This window comes from bacterium (assembly GCA_028820935.1).
In the GTDB taxonomy this organism is placed as follows: domain Bacteria; phylum Actinomycetota; class Acidimicrobiia; order Spongiisociales; family Spongiisociaceae; genus Spongiisocius.
In genome coordinates this window covers 25,126-38,982 of record JAPPHZ010000027.1, presented here as the reverse complement: position 1 = coordinate 38,982, position 13,857 = coordinate 25,126, and the positions used below count along the sequence as shown (strand labels likewise).

At 64.7% G+C, this 13,857-nt stretch carries 9 protein-coding genes and 1 riboswitch; of the genes, 5 read left to right on the top strand and 4 right to left on the bottom strand.

Features of this window, described 5'->3' with window-relative positions; genetic code table 11:
- Nucleotides 1–546 precede the first annotated feature (546 nt).
- Complete coding sequence (locus tag OXM57_05910; protein ID MDE0352206.1) at nt 547–4,473, top strand: hypothetical protein; 3,927 nt, start codon at nt 547–549, stop codon at nt 4,471–4,473.
- Nucleotides 4,474–5,343: 870 nt separating this feature from the next.
- Here the strand turns inward: OXM57_05910 and OXM57_05905 are convergent.
- Nucleotides 5,344–6,402 (bottom strand): Ldh family oxidoreductase, encoded by a 1,059-nt coding sequence (locus tag OXM57_05905; GenBank protein MDE0352205.1) that lies wholly within the window; start codon nt 6,400–6,402, stop codon nt 5,344–5,346.
- Between the two features lie 235 nt (nt 6,403–6,637).
- On the opposite strand from OXM57_05905, the gene OXM57_05900 reads away from it, so the two are divergent.
- From OXM57_05900 to OXM57_05885, 4 genes are read left to right on the top strand one after another with little or no spacing between them, the layout of a single operon-like run.
- Complete coding sequence (locus tag OXM57_05900; GenBank protein ID MDE0352204.1) at nt 6,638–7,498, top strand: xanthine dehydrogenase family protein subunit M; 861 nt, start codon at nt 6,638–6,640, stop codon at nt 7,496–7,498.
- Between the two features lie 30 nt (nt 7,499–7,528).
- Nucleotides 7,529–8,017, top strand: a complete 489-nt coding sequence (locus tag OXM57_05895; protein ID MDE0352203.1) for a (2Fe-2S)-binding protein — start codon at nt 7,529–7,531, stop codon at nt 8,015–8,017.
- A 16-nt stretch (nt 8,018–8,033) separates the two neighbouring features.
- The gene (locus OXM57_05890; GenBank protein MDE0352202.1) at nt 8,034–10,316 is read left to right on the top strand and encodes a xanthine dehydrogenase family protein molybdopterin-binding subunit; all 2,283 of its coding nucleotides are present in this window, start codon (nt 8,034–8,036) and stop codon (nt 10,314–10,316) included.
- Nucleotide 10,317: 1 nt separating this feature from the next.
- Nucleotides 10,318–10,563 carry a MoaD/ThiS family protein gene (locus OXM57_05885; GenBank protein ID MDE0352201.1) on the top strand — a complete coding sequence of 82 codons (246 nt, stop codon included), beginning with the start codon at nt 10,318–10,320 and terminating at the stop codon, nt 10,561–10,563.
- Between the two features lie 553 nt (nt 10,564–11,116).
- Here OXM57_05885 and OXM57_05880 read toward each other — a convergent pair.
- Genes OXM57_05880 through OXM57_05870 form a run of 3 tightly spaced genes read right to left on the bottom strand, consistent with a single transcriptional unit; the run spans nt 11,117 to nt 13,393 of the window.
- A complete protein-coding gene (locus OXM57_05880; GenBank protein MDE0352200.1) occupies nt 11,117–11,515 on the bottom strand; it encodes a cupin domain-containing protein in 399 nt (132 codons plus the stop codon).
- Between the two features lie 46 nt (nt 11,516–11,561).
- Nucleotides 11,562–12,815 (bottom strand): NAD(P)-binding domain-containing protein, encoded by a 1,254-nt coding sequence (locus OXM57_05875; GenBank protein ID MDE0352199.1) that lies wholly within the window; start codon nt 12,813–12,815, stop codon nt 11,562–11,564.
- A 23-nt stretch (nt 12,816–12,838) separates the two neighbouring features.
- Nucleotides 12,839–13,393 carry an OsmC family protein gene (locus tag OXM57_05870; GenBank protein MDE0352198.1) on the bottom strand — a complete coding sequence of 185 codons (555 nt, stop codon included), beginning with the start codon at nt 13,391–13,393 and terminating at the stop codon, nt 12,839–12,841.
- 327 nt (nt 13,394–13,720) lie between these two features.
- Nucleotides 13,721–13,803, bottom strand: a riboswitch (SAM riboswitch).
- Nucleotides 13,804–13,857: the final 54 nt, after the last annotated feature.

Below are 13,857 nucleotides of genomic sequence, written 5' to 3'. Positions count from 1 at the left end.
CAGGGTGGGGAAATTCACTGATCGAGACCGGGGAATCTCGACGATCGTCAACACTAGCGGCAGTTACCGCAGTTGCGTTGGCCGTTCTCTAGTTGCTGGTTGGAAGAGTTGACACCCTCTGCGCTGCCGGTGTTCAGGACGTCCGGGTGGCACCTGTTCTCGTCGGTGTGAGTGATGGTCCCGGAAGCAGCGCGGCTGCTCTCCGTCGGCGGGTGGGGACGGTCCCTAGGCTGGCGCTCCATGCGCTCACCTTTCGAGGATCTCATCACACCCGAGCAAGCCCGAGCCCTCCCATGGGCTCCGAAGGCTACGCCGGGCGTGGCGTGACAGGTTTCAAGCAACCAACGTCGACCCGTACGATTCGAACGGTGCCTCGGCCACCGTTCACGACGCTACATCGCCCGCTATGTCAACCCACCTGAACACATCGCGGCCAGCTATGTCGAGTATGTGCGATTCAGAGGAGCGATTCGGTGGTTGGCAGTGATCGCAGAGCAATGGTTGGATATTGCAACGGTATGCGAGTACAACAGTGAGGGGTAGCTGATGACCGATATGGTCGAAGAGGCGCTTGAGCTTGGCCGCAAGAATAAGGAGATGATGGAGCTCGGAAAGGCATGGTGTACCCATATCCGCGCCCATCGTGTGGGAGGAGTCGGGTTAGTTGAGCAGATGAGTGGTCTCCCGGTCACTGGCGGGGGATTCACATGCGACTACGCCACGAAGCCCGCCAACCCGTATCTGATGCAGCTATCAGAGTCGGCTGTCAGCTTCTATGAGAACAACTGCCGCCAGTGCACCGACCGGTCTCGTGGGGGGAGGATCCCGAATCTAGGCACATGGGCGGAGCAGCAGATCGCAGAACGCGACGAGCGAGAGCAGGAAGAAGCTGAGCGAGAGCGTGTCGCTGCCGAGGAACGCCAACAGCGCGTGAACAATCGCACATTCGTAGCAGGATCGCTGAGCGCGGCTGCTCAGCAGGTGGTCGGACTGGTAAACAGGGTTGACCTTCATCGGTGGGACGAGGAAGCAGCCAACGAACTCCGGGCTGCAGCCGAACTCGCCCCAGAAGTGTTCTCTGATGAGATCAAACAGATGCTCTACGTGGACGCAGACCAGTTGAGAATCCCGGTGCTCTTAGAGGTGCTCCTCCGGGTCGACGCATCGACGGGATCAGCCCTCTTGCATTCTCTGTGTGTCTCGGCAGTTCGCGATGGGTGGGCCCAATCAGAGGGCTGTCGCTACCTGAGCGAGAACGGCACGAAAGAGGATCTGGATGATGGCCTGGTCGACGGCGTGATATTCCACGCCGCTTGGGCGGGCCTTCCCGCGATGTTCCGACGGGGTGGCGAGCCTGCGGCGTTACTCCACTATCACTCTCTCAGTCCAGATGCGGTTGAGTCGAGGTTCAAGGCGTTGCTCGCTCGTGGTGAATCGTGGCGCCGGGCGGGAGCTGCGGCCGCTGCGCAGCATGTCGTTTCAGTTGATGCAGATGCCGGTACGCGTCTTCTGTCCGCGTTGTTGGACGGACTGCGATTCCCCGAGGACCTGATCAACGCCGACGAGCCGTCGCATAAGATCATCGATGTTGTCGCCTTGGTTCTCCGCAACGATCCTTCTGATGTCGAGGCGGCGGTAGCGCCGAGATGGCATCGTGCGAGTCCCGAGTACCGGGTTCGGCTGCTTCGCTGCTTCGAGGCCGCCCTGCGCCGCGGATCCGAACCCCCGTCGTCCGAGGTTGCGACCGTGGTGTTTGATCGAGCACTGATGGTTCTGTCAGAACAACGAGTATGGCTGGACTACAACCTCCAAGAAGACTATCAACGCAAGGCCGCCGAACTGCTCAGACCGGCGATACTGGCCTCGCCTACCACGGTCGGGTCGACCAACCGTATCCTGTTCTTGCTCCTGTCGTGGCTTGAGCACGCACGTACCTTCGAAGAGTCCGATCCGGACGGCCCTCGAGGTGCCATCGGGAAGATGGTCGAGCAAGACTGTATCAGCCAAATTGTGCGCAATGTCGTCGACGCTGTGGTGGCGGCAGGGCACCTTGACCCAGGTGGCCTTCTCACTACTTGTCAGGAGATTTACAGGCACGCCGAAACAACACCCGACGTCCGAGCGAAACTCGTCCAAGTAGCCGCGCGGGTCGCCGCTGAGCCGCTCAGGTACACAGGTGAGATTCTCCCGCTCATTTACACGGCGATATTCGCCGCCGAGCAGATCGTCCGCGCCGCGGGGCTGGAGGCGGCTGAGATCGTGATGAAGGCGCTTCCATCGGAAAGTCTCCCACCGCTGCTCGCTGAAGCCGTCGTTGCTGGCCTGAGCGACCCGTACCTGATCGTAGTGAAGGGGGCTATTGACGCCAGCCGCCGGATACCACCTGACCTGGTCGATCAACAAAGCGTCGCCGACAAGCTTCTCGTGGTAGCTCTAGCTCACGCGAAAGAGCGGAGTCATGAGCTGGTTGTCCAACACGCCATCGATGCAGCACTCCGATTAGCGCACGACGATGCCCGGCTGTTGCGCGGTACCCGGCTAGTGGCACTGGTGGCGGTTGCCTCGATGCCTCCTTCAAGTGCTCGTGACACACTGTTAAGGAACAGGTCGCTGCTGCAAGCGAAAGGCTGGTCCGATGTTGCTATCAGGGCCCTCACCGCCGACGACGAGCATTTTGAGTACGCAGGTGACCACAGGAAGATGGAAATCCTCCAAGAACTTGGTCGGCGGGACCTTACCGAGGTTCAGATCGAGTCGCTTGAACAAACAGAGTTGGCCGCCGTAGGTTCAGATCGGCAACGGCTGTTTCTCTCGGCTGATGTCTTTGCTGAACAAAGCCGACCCGATGTCGCTTGTCGTCTGATTCGTAGCTTGTTGGACACGATCCCTGATACCATCGAAATGAGTGCGCGTCGCCGGGCGGTCCGCCTAACGCTCTTGCGCTTCGAGCTAGAACAGGCTGTTGCACTTGGAGACATTGAACACCTAGCAGGCATCTGCGAGAAAGCAGAGGAACTGCGCGCAGATCACGCAGCGAGCGACTCGGAGCCCGACTCGCTAGGAGCCATACGGGCGCGGACCGCTCTCTTAGACACCCTTGGTGCTATTGAGCAAGGTTCCCGGAATGTAGAGCCGCTCTCTGCTGCCCTCGCAGTGTTCAGAGACACGTCAACACGGACTGAGAACGACGTCGTATGGGCGTTCTCAGAGCTGGTTGAGGCACTGATCCATGGAGTTCGCTGGACCAACGCCCTCTGGAACGCTGAACCCGAAACGCATCGGCACGCCGTCGCCGCCAAAGTACGCGCCGAGGCCGTTGCCGAGCAATGTCAGGAACATTGGCCACCGAGCCTGGCCGAGGCATGCAAACTACTCGCCACGCTCACCAACCACCGTATGCCTCGGCTCGTCGCCTCAAAGCTTAGCCAAGTTCCACTACCCCCACGAATAACTACGTCGTTCCGCAGCTCGCCTCGCGTATCTCAAACCCCCTTCGAATCTGACGAGCAACGTACGGAGCCTTCGGCTGCTCTCTTGATCCGGCTGGACGGCGAACCAGTGATGCGGCCTACCGTGTTGCGGCCCGGAGCCATGCACCAACTCCAAGTCGAAGCACGCGTCAGCGAGTGGCCGACCAACGCAGACCGGCTCGATGTGACATTTCTGACCGTGCACCCACCAGACTACTTACACGCCTCGGACATTACCTTCACCCCAGACGCGTTAGAACAGCCGCTGGAGATCCGCGTGGCCGGAGAACGGCCTCTCAACACACCTCCCCTCAGTCTGACAGCACGGGCGATGTTCCGACACGGTTCAGAGCAACTCGACACACGCCTGGCTGGTAACACGACCCTCGAACTGGTCACATTCGAACCCGATAGCGCCACGCCGCTCGACATGCCCCACACAGCCAGGCGCCTTCAGAGCATGATGAATGAACTCCAGAACAGACTGCCACAGCTTGAGGTGAAGGACCGGCGCGACATCCGGTTGCTCCTCGAGGGAGTGTTGAGGTACGGACACAACGCCCTTGACGAGCGCTTAGGAGGGAAGCACGAACCCGACGAAGAGTGGTTCCAAAGCGAACTGAGATTCTTCCTCTCATCCGACCAGGCTATCGGGGCAAGGCTCGCTAAAGGTACAGGACGTGCCGGTGGAACGACCGACCTGCTGCTCGGCAATATAGTCCTCGAACTAAAAGTAGAAAAATACAACCCGATCTCGCTCGAACGTGCCCAACAGCGATTCACTAGCCAGCCCACACAATACGCATCAGCAGGCGACGCTCCTATCTCACTGCTTGCCGTATTAGACGTATCACCAAAACGGGCACCCGCTGGAATCATGGGCAATGACATCGGATGGGCATACCCTGAGACAACAGCAGGGTCAAACCCACCAATCCCATCGATGGTCGGCATAGCCATCATAAGAACCGGCTTCCCCCGCCCGAGCGACTTCAGCCGATAGTGAAGACCGGTCTCCTTGTAGTGCAGGGGGCGAGGGTCCTTTGACCTATTTGACGATCGCGTTAGCCGCCGAAGTCGACCCCCGGTTGCTACGAACGCCCTGATCGAGACCGCGGTTCAGATCAGGGGAGTCGCGTCGACAGTGGACTTCCTCTCCAAGGTCCTCAATACTGACGAAACGTAACCACCTACCAATCCTCTAGCCGCGCAATTTCGGTCGGTGAGAACCGCGACCCTCCCAGCCGGCCTTGACAGCGTCTGGAGGGTTCGTGTAGGTGCCGGGCGAGTTGTAACCCCTCGGAGAGCCTGCACGACTCCTATTGTTGAGGAACGAAAACAGTGAGCTAACTGGCAGTTTACGCGGTCTTAAACTCCGCCACTTGAGACGCGGAGGGCTCAACAACGAACAGTCCGCTTCGTTCGGGATCGCTCCGCACATTCGCGGCTCTGATGATCGGCGTCGTCCACTCCCACCCCTCGTCCATGTAGACGTCGGGCTACTCGAGCCTCTCAGTTCCCGGTGGTCTTACGTCGGGACCGCTGAGGGCCCACCTCTGCCGGTGGATTGGGTCTGGACCGCGGACGTGTAGGCTTCGGATCGGTATGGCCCCTGTCAGGGCCAGCCGAATGTTTCGCAGAATCGCCGGTCGAAACCGCGCCGCTAGAGGGTTGGTTGGTCGTCCCTGACCGACTGTGGGTCGGATTGTGGGACACAGCCACATAATAGCCCTCTCAACTGCGAGATTACCCTCCCTGATAAGGATGAGGTCCCTGGTTCAAATCCAGGTGGGCCCACCCCTCCCCCGCTCTTCACCAGGTCCCATCCCGGCCTTGATGATTTGTTCAGGCTTCCGGAGTGGTCAGCGGCCAACTAGCCGGAGGAGGCGAACTTCGCCTCGGGTAGCGAGAATCGCCGGAGCATCGTCAGAAGCTGTTGGCGTACCGGGTCGGGCAGCTCGATGTCACGTCCCCGATTGGCCGACCGCGCCTCCGCTTCCTTCTCGCCCGGATACAGGACCGGCTCCGACTCATCGGCCAGGCGGGTGTCCTTGAGGTGCTCGGTCAGCGTCAGGGACCGCTCCTGGAGCTCGGCAATGGGCACGAAAAGCTCGGGATCGATCACGATGATCATCGAATCGTTGCTGAAGGAACGGCCGGGATCGCCCGAGATACCCCCGCCCGACATCACCCCGGCCAGCAACTCCACCATGAACGCGAGCGCGTAGCCCTTGTGCCCTTCGGCCCTTCCGAACGGGAGCAACGCCCCGCCGGCGGCTAGGTCCCCGGGATCGGTGGACGGGTTCCCGTCGGAGTCGAGGATCCAGCCGGAGGGTGTGGGAGTTCCCCGCGCCCTGTATACGCGCACCTTGCCCTCCGCCGCCACCGAGGTGGCGAAGTCCAGCAGGAAGGGTCCGGCCAGGCGGGACGGCACCGACATGGCTATCGGGTTGGAGCACAGCTTCCGCTCCGTGCCGCGGAACGGCGCCTGGTTGATGCCGTGGCCGCCGCCGTTGGTAAAGATCATCGACACTAGGCCCTCCCCGGCCACCTGCTCGGCGTAGCGGCCCAGCCGGCCGATGTGCTTCACCCTCCGGATGGTCACCGCGCTGACCCCGGCGGTCCGGGCCTTCTCGATGGCTAGGCCGGTTGCGTAGGTGGCGACCACCTGGCCGAAGTTCCAGTTACCGTCGATCCGGGCGGTGGAGGGTGTCTCGCTGACGATCCGGGGACGGGCGCCGGGGATCAGATCGCCCTGATGAGCCCACTCGATGTAGTCCCACAGCCGTATGACCCCGTGGGAGTGGTGCCCGATGACGTCGTTGTCGACCAGGTGGTCCGCCACCAGCCGGGCGTCGGAGCCGGGCGCTCCCGCCGCCCGGATTATCGCGGTACAGATGTCCTCGAGCCGGGTGGGTGAGACCTTCCACATGCTGGTGTCCTCTCGGTTCCGCCGGCGGGTACTCGTGCCGGATTGTTGTGCGGGGGTTGCAATCCGCAACGCTAGCGGTGTGGGGCCGAACGGCCGTGGCGGCAGGAGGGCGCCGGCCGATGGTGGCGCCATGCTCGGAGACACGCGTGCCTGCTACCCTGCGGGCCGTCTCCGGGGGCTCGACGAGCGCCTTTGTCCAGTTCTCCGGAGGAGGAGCTACGAGTTCGGTTGTGCCATGAGGTATGTCGCCCCCACATCCATCGAAGAGACCGTTTCGGTCCTGGCCGGCGACATCCGTGCCCAGGTGTACGCCGGGGCCACCGACTTCATCCCCCAGCTGCGGATGGGCCGGCCGGAGCCCGGCGTGGCAGTCGATCTCAAGCGGATCGACCGGCTGACAGACCTTCACAGGGAAGGGGATACGTGGGTGATCGGCGCCGCCGCCCCCTCGGCACGGCTGAGCGAGGAGGAGGACCTGGTCGCCGACCTGCCGGGATTGGTGGAGGCGGCACACCTGATCGGATCGGATCAGATCCAGAGCCGCGCCAGCCTGGGCGGCAACCTGTGCAACGCCTCGCCTGCCGCCGACTCCGTTCCGGCCATGGTGGTGAACGACGGTCGGGCGGTGATCGCCGGACCCGCGGGAATGAGAACCATCCCGGTGGCCTCGGTGGTCACCGGCCCCGGCACCACGTCGCTGGCCACCGACGAGTTCCTGGTCGAGCTCGTGTTCGACCGTCCCCCGCCCCGCACCTCCGACGCCTACCTGCGGTTCATCCCCCGCACCGAGATGGACATCGCGGTGGTCGGCGCCGGCGCCCGCCTCACGCTCGATGACGCGGGAAGATGCCGGGAGGTGTCGGTCGCCCTGGGCGCCGTGGCGCCCACCGTGGTCATGGTTCCGGCGGCTGCGGACATCCTGGTGGGCCACCCGCTCACCGAGGAGGCCTTGAAACGGGTGGCGGCGGAGGCCTCGGCGGTCTGCAACCCCATCGACGACAAGCGCGGCACCATCGCATACCGCCGGCAGGTGGCCGGAGTGCTGGCGGTGAGGGCCCTCAGGCTGGCGGCCCGTCGCGCCGCCCGGACCGGCTGATGAAGCGCCCGCACCAGTGAGGATCCCCGTATGAGCAGAAAGCATGTCACCTGCACCATCAACGGCGACCCCGCCGAGTTCCTGTGCGAGGAGGATCAGAGCCTTCTGGACGCGCTGCGTGACGTGGTCGGGCTGATGGGGGTCAAGGAGGGCTGCGCCACGGGCGACTGCGGGGCGTGCTCGGTCATCCTCGACGGGCGCCTCACCTGTTCCTGCCTGGTCTTCGCCCCGGAGGCGGAGGGGGCGACGATCGAGACGGTCGAGGGGATGGCCGGCCCGGACGGCCTCCACCCGCTCCAGGAGACCTTCCTGGAGGGAGCGGCCCTGCAGTGCGGGATCTGCACGCCCGGCTTCCTGGTGGCCGGCAAGGCGCTACTGGACCGCAACCCGGATCCCACCGAGGAAGAAGTGCGCTACGCCGTCGCCGGCAACCTCTGCCGGTGCACCGGTTATGACAAGATCGTGCGGTCGATCCTGGACGCGGCCGACCGTATGGGAGAGACCGCCGCGGCTTCATAGGACAAAGGAGACAGGCGTGACCGTTACCGCTACCCCCACCACCGATTCCCAGCCTGGCTACAAATGGGTCGGGACCCGTCCGGTCCGCCACGACGGGCTCGACAAGGTGACCGGCCGGGCCAAGTACGGCGCCGACCTGAACCTGCCCGGGATGCTGATCGGCGCAGTGCTCCGGTCTCCCCATGCCCACGCCCGCATCCTCTCCATCGACACCTCGGCGGCCGAGGCGATGGAAGGTGTCCGGGCGGTGGTCACGGGCGCCGACTTCCCGATGCTGGAGTCCGGCGGGGAAGGGAGCGGGGAGGAGTATTACGATCCCCTGGACCTGTGCCGCAACGTGATGGCGCGTGACAAGGTGCTCTACGAAGGCCATGCGCTGGCCGCCGTAGCCGCCACCTCCCGCCGGGAGGCGCTGACGGCGCTCGCCGCCATCAAGGTCGACTACCAAGTCCTGCCTCACGTGCTGGACGTATCCGAGGCCATGTCGCCCGACGCCCCGATCCTCCACGAGGACCTGATCACCGAGGGTGTGGATCCGGTCCCGGACAAGCCTTCCAACGTGGCCTCACGCTACGTGATCGACCGCGGGGACATCGAGAAGGGCTTCGCCGAGGCCGATGTGATAGTGGAGCGGGAATTCGCAACCCAACCGGTCCACCAGGGCTACATCGAGCCCCACGCCGTGGTGGCGGACGTGGGCGAGGACGGCAAGGCCATGGTCTTCTGCTCCTCCCAGGGCCACTTTATGGTGCGGGCCCACACGGCGGAGCTGCTCGGGTGGGAGCCTTCCCGGGTGAAGGTGATACCCGCCGAGATCGGCGGAGGCTTCGGCGGCAAGACGACCGTGTACATAGAGCCGGTGGCGACCCGGCTTTCGCAGAAGGCCGGCCGGCCGGTCAAGATCGTCATGACCCGTGACGAGGTGTTCCGCGCCACCGGTCCCACTTCCGGGTGCAAGATACGTCTCAAGGTGGGCGCCACCAGGGACGGCAGGCTGACCGCGGTGTCGGGCTCCATGGCCTACCAGGCAGGCGCCTTCAAGGGTTCGCCGGTGAGCCTGGGATGCATGTGCGCCTTCGCCCCCTACGCGATCGAGAACGTGTTCCTCGAGGGCTTCGACGTGGTGGTCAACATGCCGAAGGTGACCGCCTACCGGGCGCCCGGAGCGCCGATGGCGTCGTTCGCCTCCGAGACGCTGCTGGACGAGATCGCGGAGCAGCTGGACATGGATCCGCTCGACTTCCGGCTCCGTAATGCCGCCGAGGAGGGCGTGCGGTCCGTCTACGGGCCGATCCACAAGCGGATCGGCTTCAGGGAGACCGTGGAGGCGGTCCGGGACCACCCGCAATACTCGATCGAGCTCGGGCCCAACCAGGGCAGGGGAGTGGCGAGCGGCTTCTGGTTCAACTTCGGGGGCAGCTCCAGCGCCACGGTACACATCAACGAGGACGGGTCCGCCTCGGTGCTCACCGGCAGTCCCGACATCGGCGGGAGCCGGGCCTCGATGGCGCTCATGGCCGCGGAGGAACTGGGCATCGACGTCTACGACATCACCCCCATAGTCAGCGACACCGAATCGGTCGGCTACACCGACGTCACCGGAGGGAGCCGGGTCACCCACGCCACCGGCTTGGCGGTCATCGACGCCTGTCGCAAGGTGGTGGCCGACCTGCGAGTCCGGGCCGCCAAGGTCTGGGATGTCGACGTCGAGGAGGTCGAATGGGTGGACGGACGGGCCCAGCACGTCTCCGGGGACCGGGCGCCTATGACCACCAGGGATCTGGCCGCCGACGCCGCCGGGACGGGCGGTCCCATCACAGCCAGCGCCGCCGTGAACGCTCGGGGGGCGGGCGCCGCCTTCTCGACCCAGGTGTGCGATGTCGAGGTCGATCCCGAGACAGGCTACGTCAAGATCCTCCGGTACACCACCGCCCAGGATGCCGGGCGGGCCATCCATCCGAGCTATGTCGAAGGGCAGATGCAGGGTGGGGTGGCTCAGGGAATCGGCTGGGCGCTCAACGAGGAGTACATCTTCGACTCCGACGGGACCATGGAGAACGCGGGATTCCTGGACTACCGGATGCCGGTCGCCTCTGACCTGCCGATGATCGATACGGTCATTGTCGAGGTACCCAATCCGGGCCACCCCTACGGAGTGCGCGGGGTGGGCGAGGTCGGCATCGTGCCCCCCATGGCGGCGGTGGCCAATGCCATCCACGACGCCACCGGACTGCGGATGAGCGAGCTGCCCATGTCCCCGGTCAAGGTGCTGGAGGCCATCGGGGCCAACGGCGGCTGACGTGGCCCGGGTGATCTTCGGATCGGCGCTGCGGCGCTACACCGGAGGGGTCGAGGAGGTCGAGATCGAGGCCACCACCGTGCGCTCGCTGATCAACGCCCTGGACCGGCGGTTTCCCGGCCTGGGGGAGCATCTGGGGTCGGGCCTGGCGGTGGCGATCGACGGCGAGATCATGACCGACGCCCTCTACGAGCCCGTCCCCGAGGGCGCCGAGGTCCACTTCCTGCCGCCCATCGGAGGCGGCTGACCCGAACCCGCCCGGCTCTCGTGACGTGTCGGGGTCGTGATACGTCCGTGCCCGCAGAAGTCCGTCCAGGACATGGCTGCCGCCGGCGGATCTGAAACCGTCCCGTTGCGCCTACGCGCGTCCCCGCCACGCCAACAGTGATCGCCTGAATGGGGATCAGGGGCGGAGTGGTCGAATCTGTCACACCCCCACCATATGTTGCCTATCGCCAAGCACCTACACCGGCCTGAAGGCTCTCATCGATCGATCCGGCCGGCCCGGAGGGAACATACAAGGCTTCATGGAGCGACCCGCCGATCCCGGCAACCGGCCGGGCATGGCCGACCACGCTCCAAGCCAGGACAGGTGGTGGCGGGGGAGGGCCCGGCGGGCGAAGCCCGCTCGCCGCGATTTTCGCGACTTCTCGAACTTTGGGCAGAGGGCACCAAAAATGACGCCCTGATCCTCAGGAACACCGCACCAAAAATGACGCCCTGATCCTGAGGTTCGTGGCGCGGTGTGTGGCGGTCTGAGGCTTAGGTCGGCGCTGTCCTACGGGCGGGTCGGGGTCCTTCTAGCTGAAGCAGGCGTCGATGACGTCCCGCTCCGCGCCCGACGGGCTGTACATCCAGAACAGCTTCACCGGGCTGTCTCCGGTGTTGAAGAACTGGTGGCTGACTCCGGGAGGCGTGAAGACGACCGTGCCGGGACCGGTGACGATCTCCCGCTCACCCACCGTCGCCCGACCCCTGCCCTCCGAGAACATCCAGATCTCGGCGGCGTCCGCGTGCGTGTGCAGGCTCCCCTTCTGGCCGGGCGGTACCTCGCAGGTGCCTATGGCGAAGTCTCCTATGCCCGGCTGGAGCAAGGGAGACAGCAATGCCTTCACATGTCGCACGAACGGCTCGGGAGTGGTCAGTCCCACCCCTTCCGCCTCGGTGATCACGATCGGTGTTCCCGGCTCGTAATCCATCCGCCTACCTCCTCGCTCGTGTCCTGCCACCGGCGCCGGCGATGGGTCAGCCGACTCCCACCGGCACCCGAGCCTCCAGGTAGGCAGCCAGGTGATCGACCAGGTCGCGGGCGTCGTCCTCGGCGCCGTGGATGAAGCTGGACTTGCGACGGCGCAGGAAATTCAACCCGATCACGTACAGGCCCGGCGAATCGCTCACCACCCCGCCGTCGTGGCGGATCCGGCCCTTGTAGTCCACCACCGGAACGTGGAGCCACGAGTAGTCGGGGCGGTACCCGGTCGCCCACAGCACGGTGCGGACGTTCTCCCCGTCCAGATCGATCAGCAGCGGCGGCGAGTCCTCGACCCGGGTGCGCTCGAATCGATGGGGTGGATCGTACCGTCCGTCCAACCCGTTCTCCGTGACCCACTCGTCGATGGTGGTCAGCAGGCGGTTCATCTTGAGGTCGGAGCGGGTGACCTTGTTGTGTAGGGATCCCGACAGCTGGGCCTTTCCGTCCCTGATCCCCGCCAGGCGACCCACCATCCGCACCCCCTGGTCGGTCAGGGCGTTGAGATCGAGGGTCTTGCGCTCCGGGGATCCGACCAGCTGGGGCGAGGGGACCTGGCGGGCGCGGAACACATCGTCCGCCTCGTCGTAGCGCTCGTCGGAGACGCCGGTCACGTCCATCCAGTACCGGATATCCCGGCCTCTGTAGATCCTGGGCATGCGCACGTGCTCACCCACCGACACGGTGACGGGACGGCCCGATCTATGGATCTCCTCGGCGAGCTGGATGCCGGTGGCGGACACCCCCACCACCAGCACCCCTCCATCTTCGAGATCGGAGGGGCGGCGGTACTCGTGCGGGGTGACGGAACGGACCGAGTCGGGGAGGGCGGCCGCGATGGGGGGCACCTTGGGCAGGTTGAAGCCCCCGCTGGCCAGAATCACCGACCGGCACCGCCACACGCCGCGGTCGGTCACCACCTCGTAACCGTCACCGTCCGGGCGGACCGAGGTGACGGTGGTGCGCGTCCGGAGAGGTGGGTTCACCAACCGGGCGTACCGGTCGATGACGCCCACCAACTCCGTCACGGTCATGAAGCCGTCCGGATCGTCACCGTCGTAAGCGAGGCCGGGCAGGCTGACCTGCCAGTTGGGGGTCAGCAGCCGCAGCGAGTCCCAGCGTTCGGTCCGCCAGGTATTGGCCACCTCACCCCGCTCCAGGACCACATGGTCGATGCCCCGAGCCGACAGGAAGTAGCTCGCCGCCAAGCCGCTGTGCCCGGCGCCGATGACGACGGTGGTAGTACGCATCCGATGACTCCGGATCGGGCGTCTCAGCCGACGCTTACGGTCACGTTGGTGGGATTGGTCATGATGTCGAAGACCGCCGAGATCTTCTGGGACTGCGCCACCAGCGCCTCGAGATCGGCCTCGCTCGTGTCGTCGGCGTCGATCTCGTAGTTGACCCGGACGTCGTTGAACCCGTTCCTGACATCGGGGTCGGATCCGAGGATGCCCCCGATGTTCATGTCGGCCTCGAGCGTGGCCTTCACCGAGCGGAGCTTGATCTCGCGGTTCTCGGCCACCGCGGCCACGCCGGCTGTCAGGCAGCTGGCCAGGCCCGCCAGCACGATCTCCACGGGAGTGGCGGCATTGTCCTCCGCGTTGAACTCCAGCGGATGGTCGGCCTCGAACTCGTAGGTCCCCTTGTGGTTGCGCTCCTCGCCGAGACCGAAGTAGCCATCGATCTGCGTCTTGCTGTGGGTTCCGTGGACCCACTCGTTCGAGGCCCTCCACGTGTAGTCGCCGGCGGCCGGTGTGTCCCCGACCACTCCCCGCGCGAACAACAGGTGAGCCGTATCGACTCCGTTGATGTCACCAGTGCTCATTGTCTCTTCTCCTTCGTGATTCCGTGGTTACGGATTGGTTCTTGCGTGCTGTACCAGCTCTGGCCTAGTCCCCGTCCTGATAGATCCGGAGCGTCGGCGACAGGTCCGGGATCGAGGACCCGTGGCTGGTTGGCCTTGTTGGCTCCCGGGTGGTGGCGTCGGCTACGGGCGGTTGCCAGGACCGCCCGGGTGGATCACCCGGGAGCCTGGACAACACATGCACCTGCCAGATGCTGAAGGCTTGAAGTGCAGGCGATCCATGTGTGACAGTCTCCTCTCGCTTGTACGCGCTCGTCTGAGCGCCGCGAGCGGAATCCCGCCTCGGCAGTCTCATCGATCAGGCATTGGCACCGCTCATGTCGGTTGCCGCGGCTTCAAAGGGCCTGTCCCTCCACCGCTCTGGATGAGCGCGTTGTAACAGCAGGATTAGACCATACGAAAGGACCAATGTCAAAGAACCTCGG

Coding starts and splice junctions, on each gene's coding strand:
- OXM57_05905 (MDE0352205.1), bottom strand. CDS start 6,402: ATGTGGAAGGTCTCACCCACCCGGCTCGAGGACATCTGTACCGCGATA.
- OXM57_05880 (MDE0352200.1), bottom strand. CDS start 11,515: ATGGATTACGAGCCGGGAACACCGATCGTGATCACCGAGGCGGAAGGG.
- OXM57_05910 (MDE0352206.1), top strand. CDS start 547: ATGACCGATATGGTCGAAGAGGCGCTTGAGCTTGGCCGCAAGAATAAG.
- OXM57_05895 (MDE0352203.1), top strand. CDS start 7,529: ATGAGCAGAAAGCATGTCACCTGCACCATCAACGGCGACCCCGCCGAG.
- OXM57_05870 (MDE0352198.1), bottom strand. CDS start 13,393: ATGAGCACTGGTGACATCAACGGAGTCGATACGGCTCACCTGTTGTTC.
- OXM57_05875 (MDE0352199.1), bottom strand. CDS start 12,815: ATGCGTACTACCACCGTCGTCATCGGCGCCGGGCACAGCGGCTTGGCG.
- OXM57_05900 (MDE0352204.1), top strand. CDS start 6,638: ATGAGGTATGTCGCCCCCACATCCATCGAAGAGACCGTTTCGGTCCTG.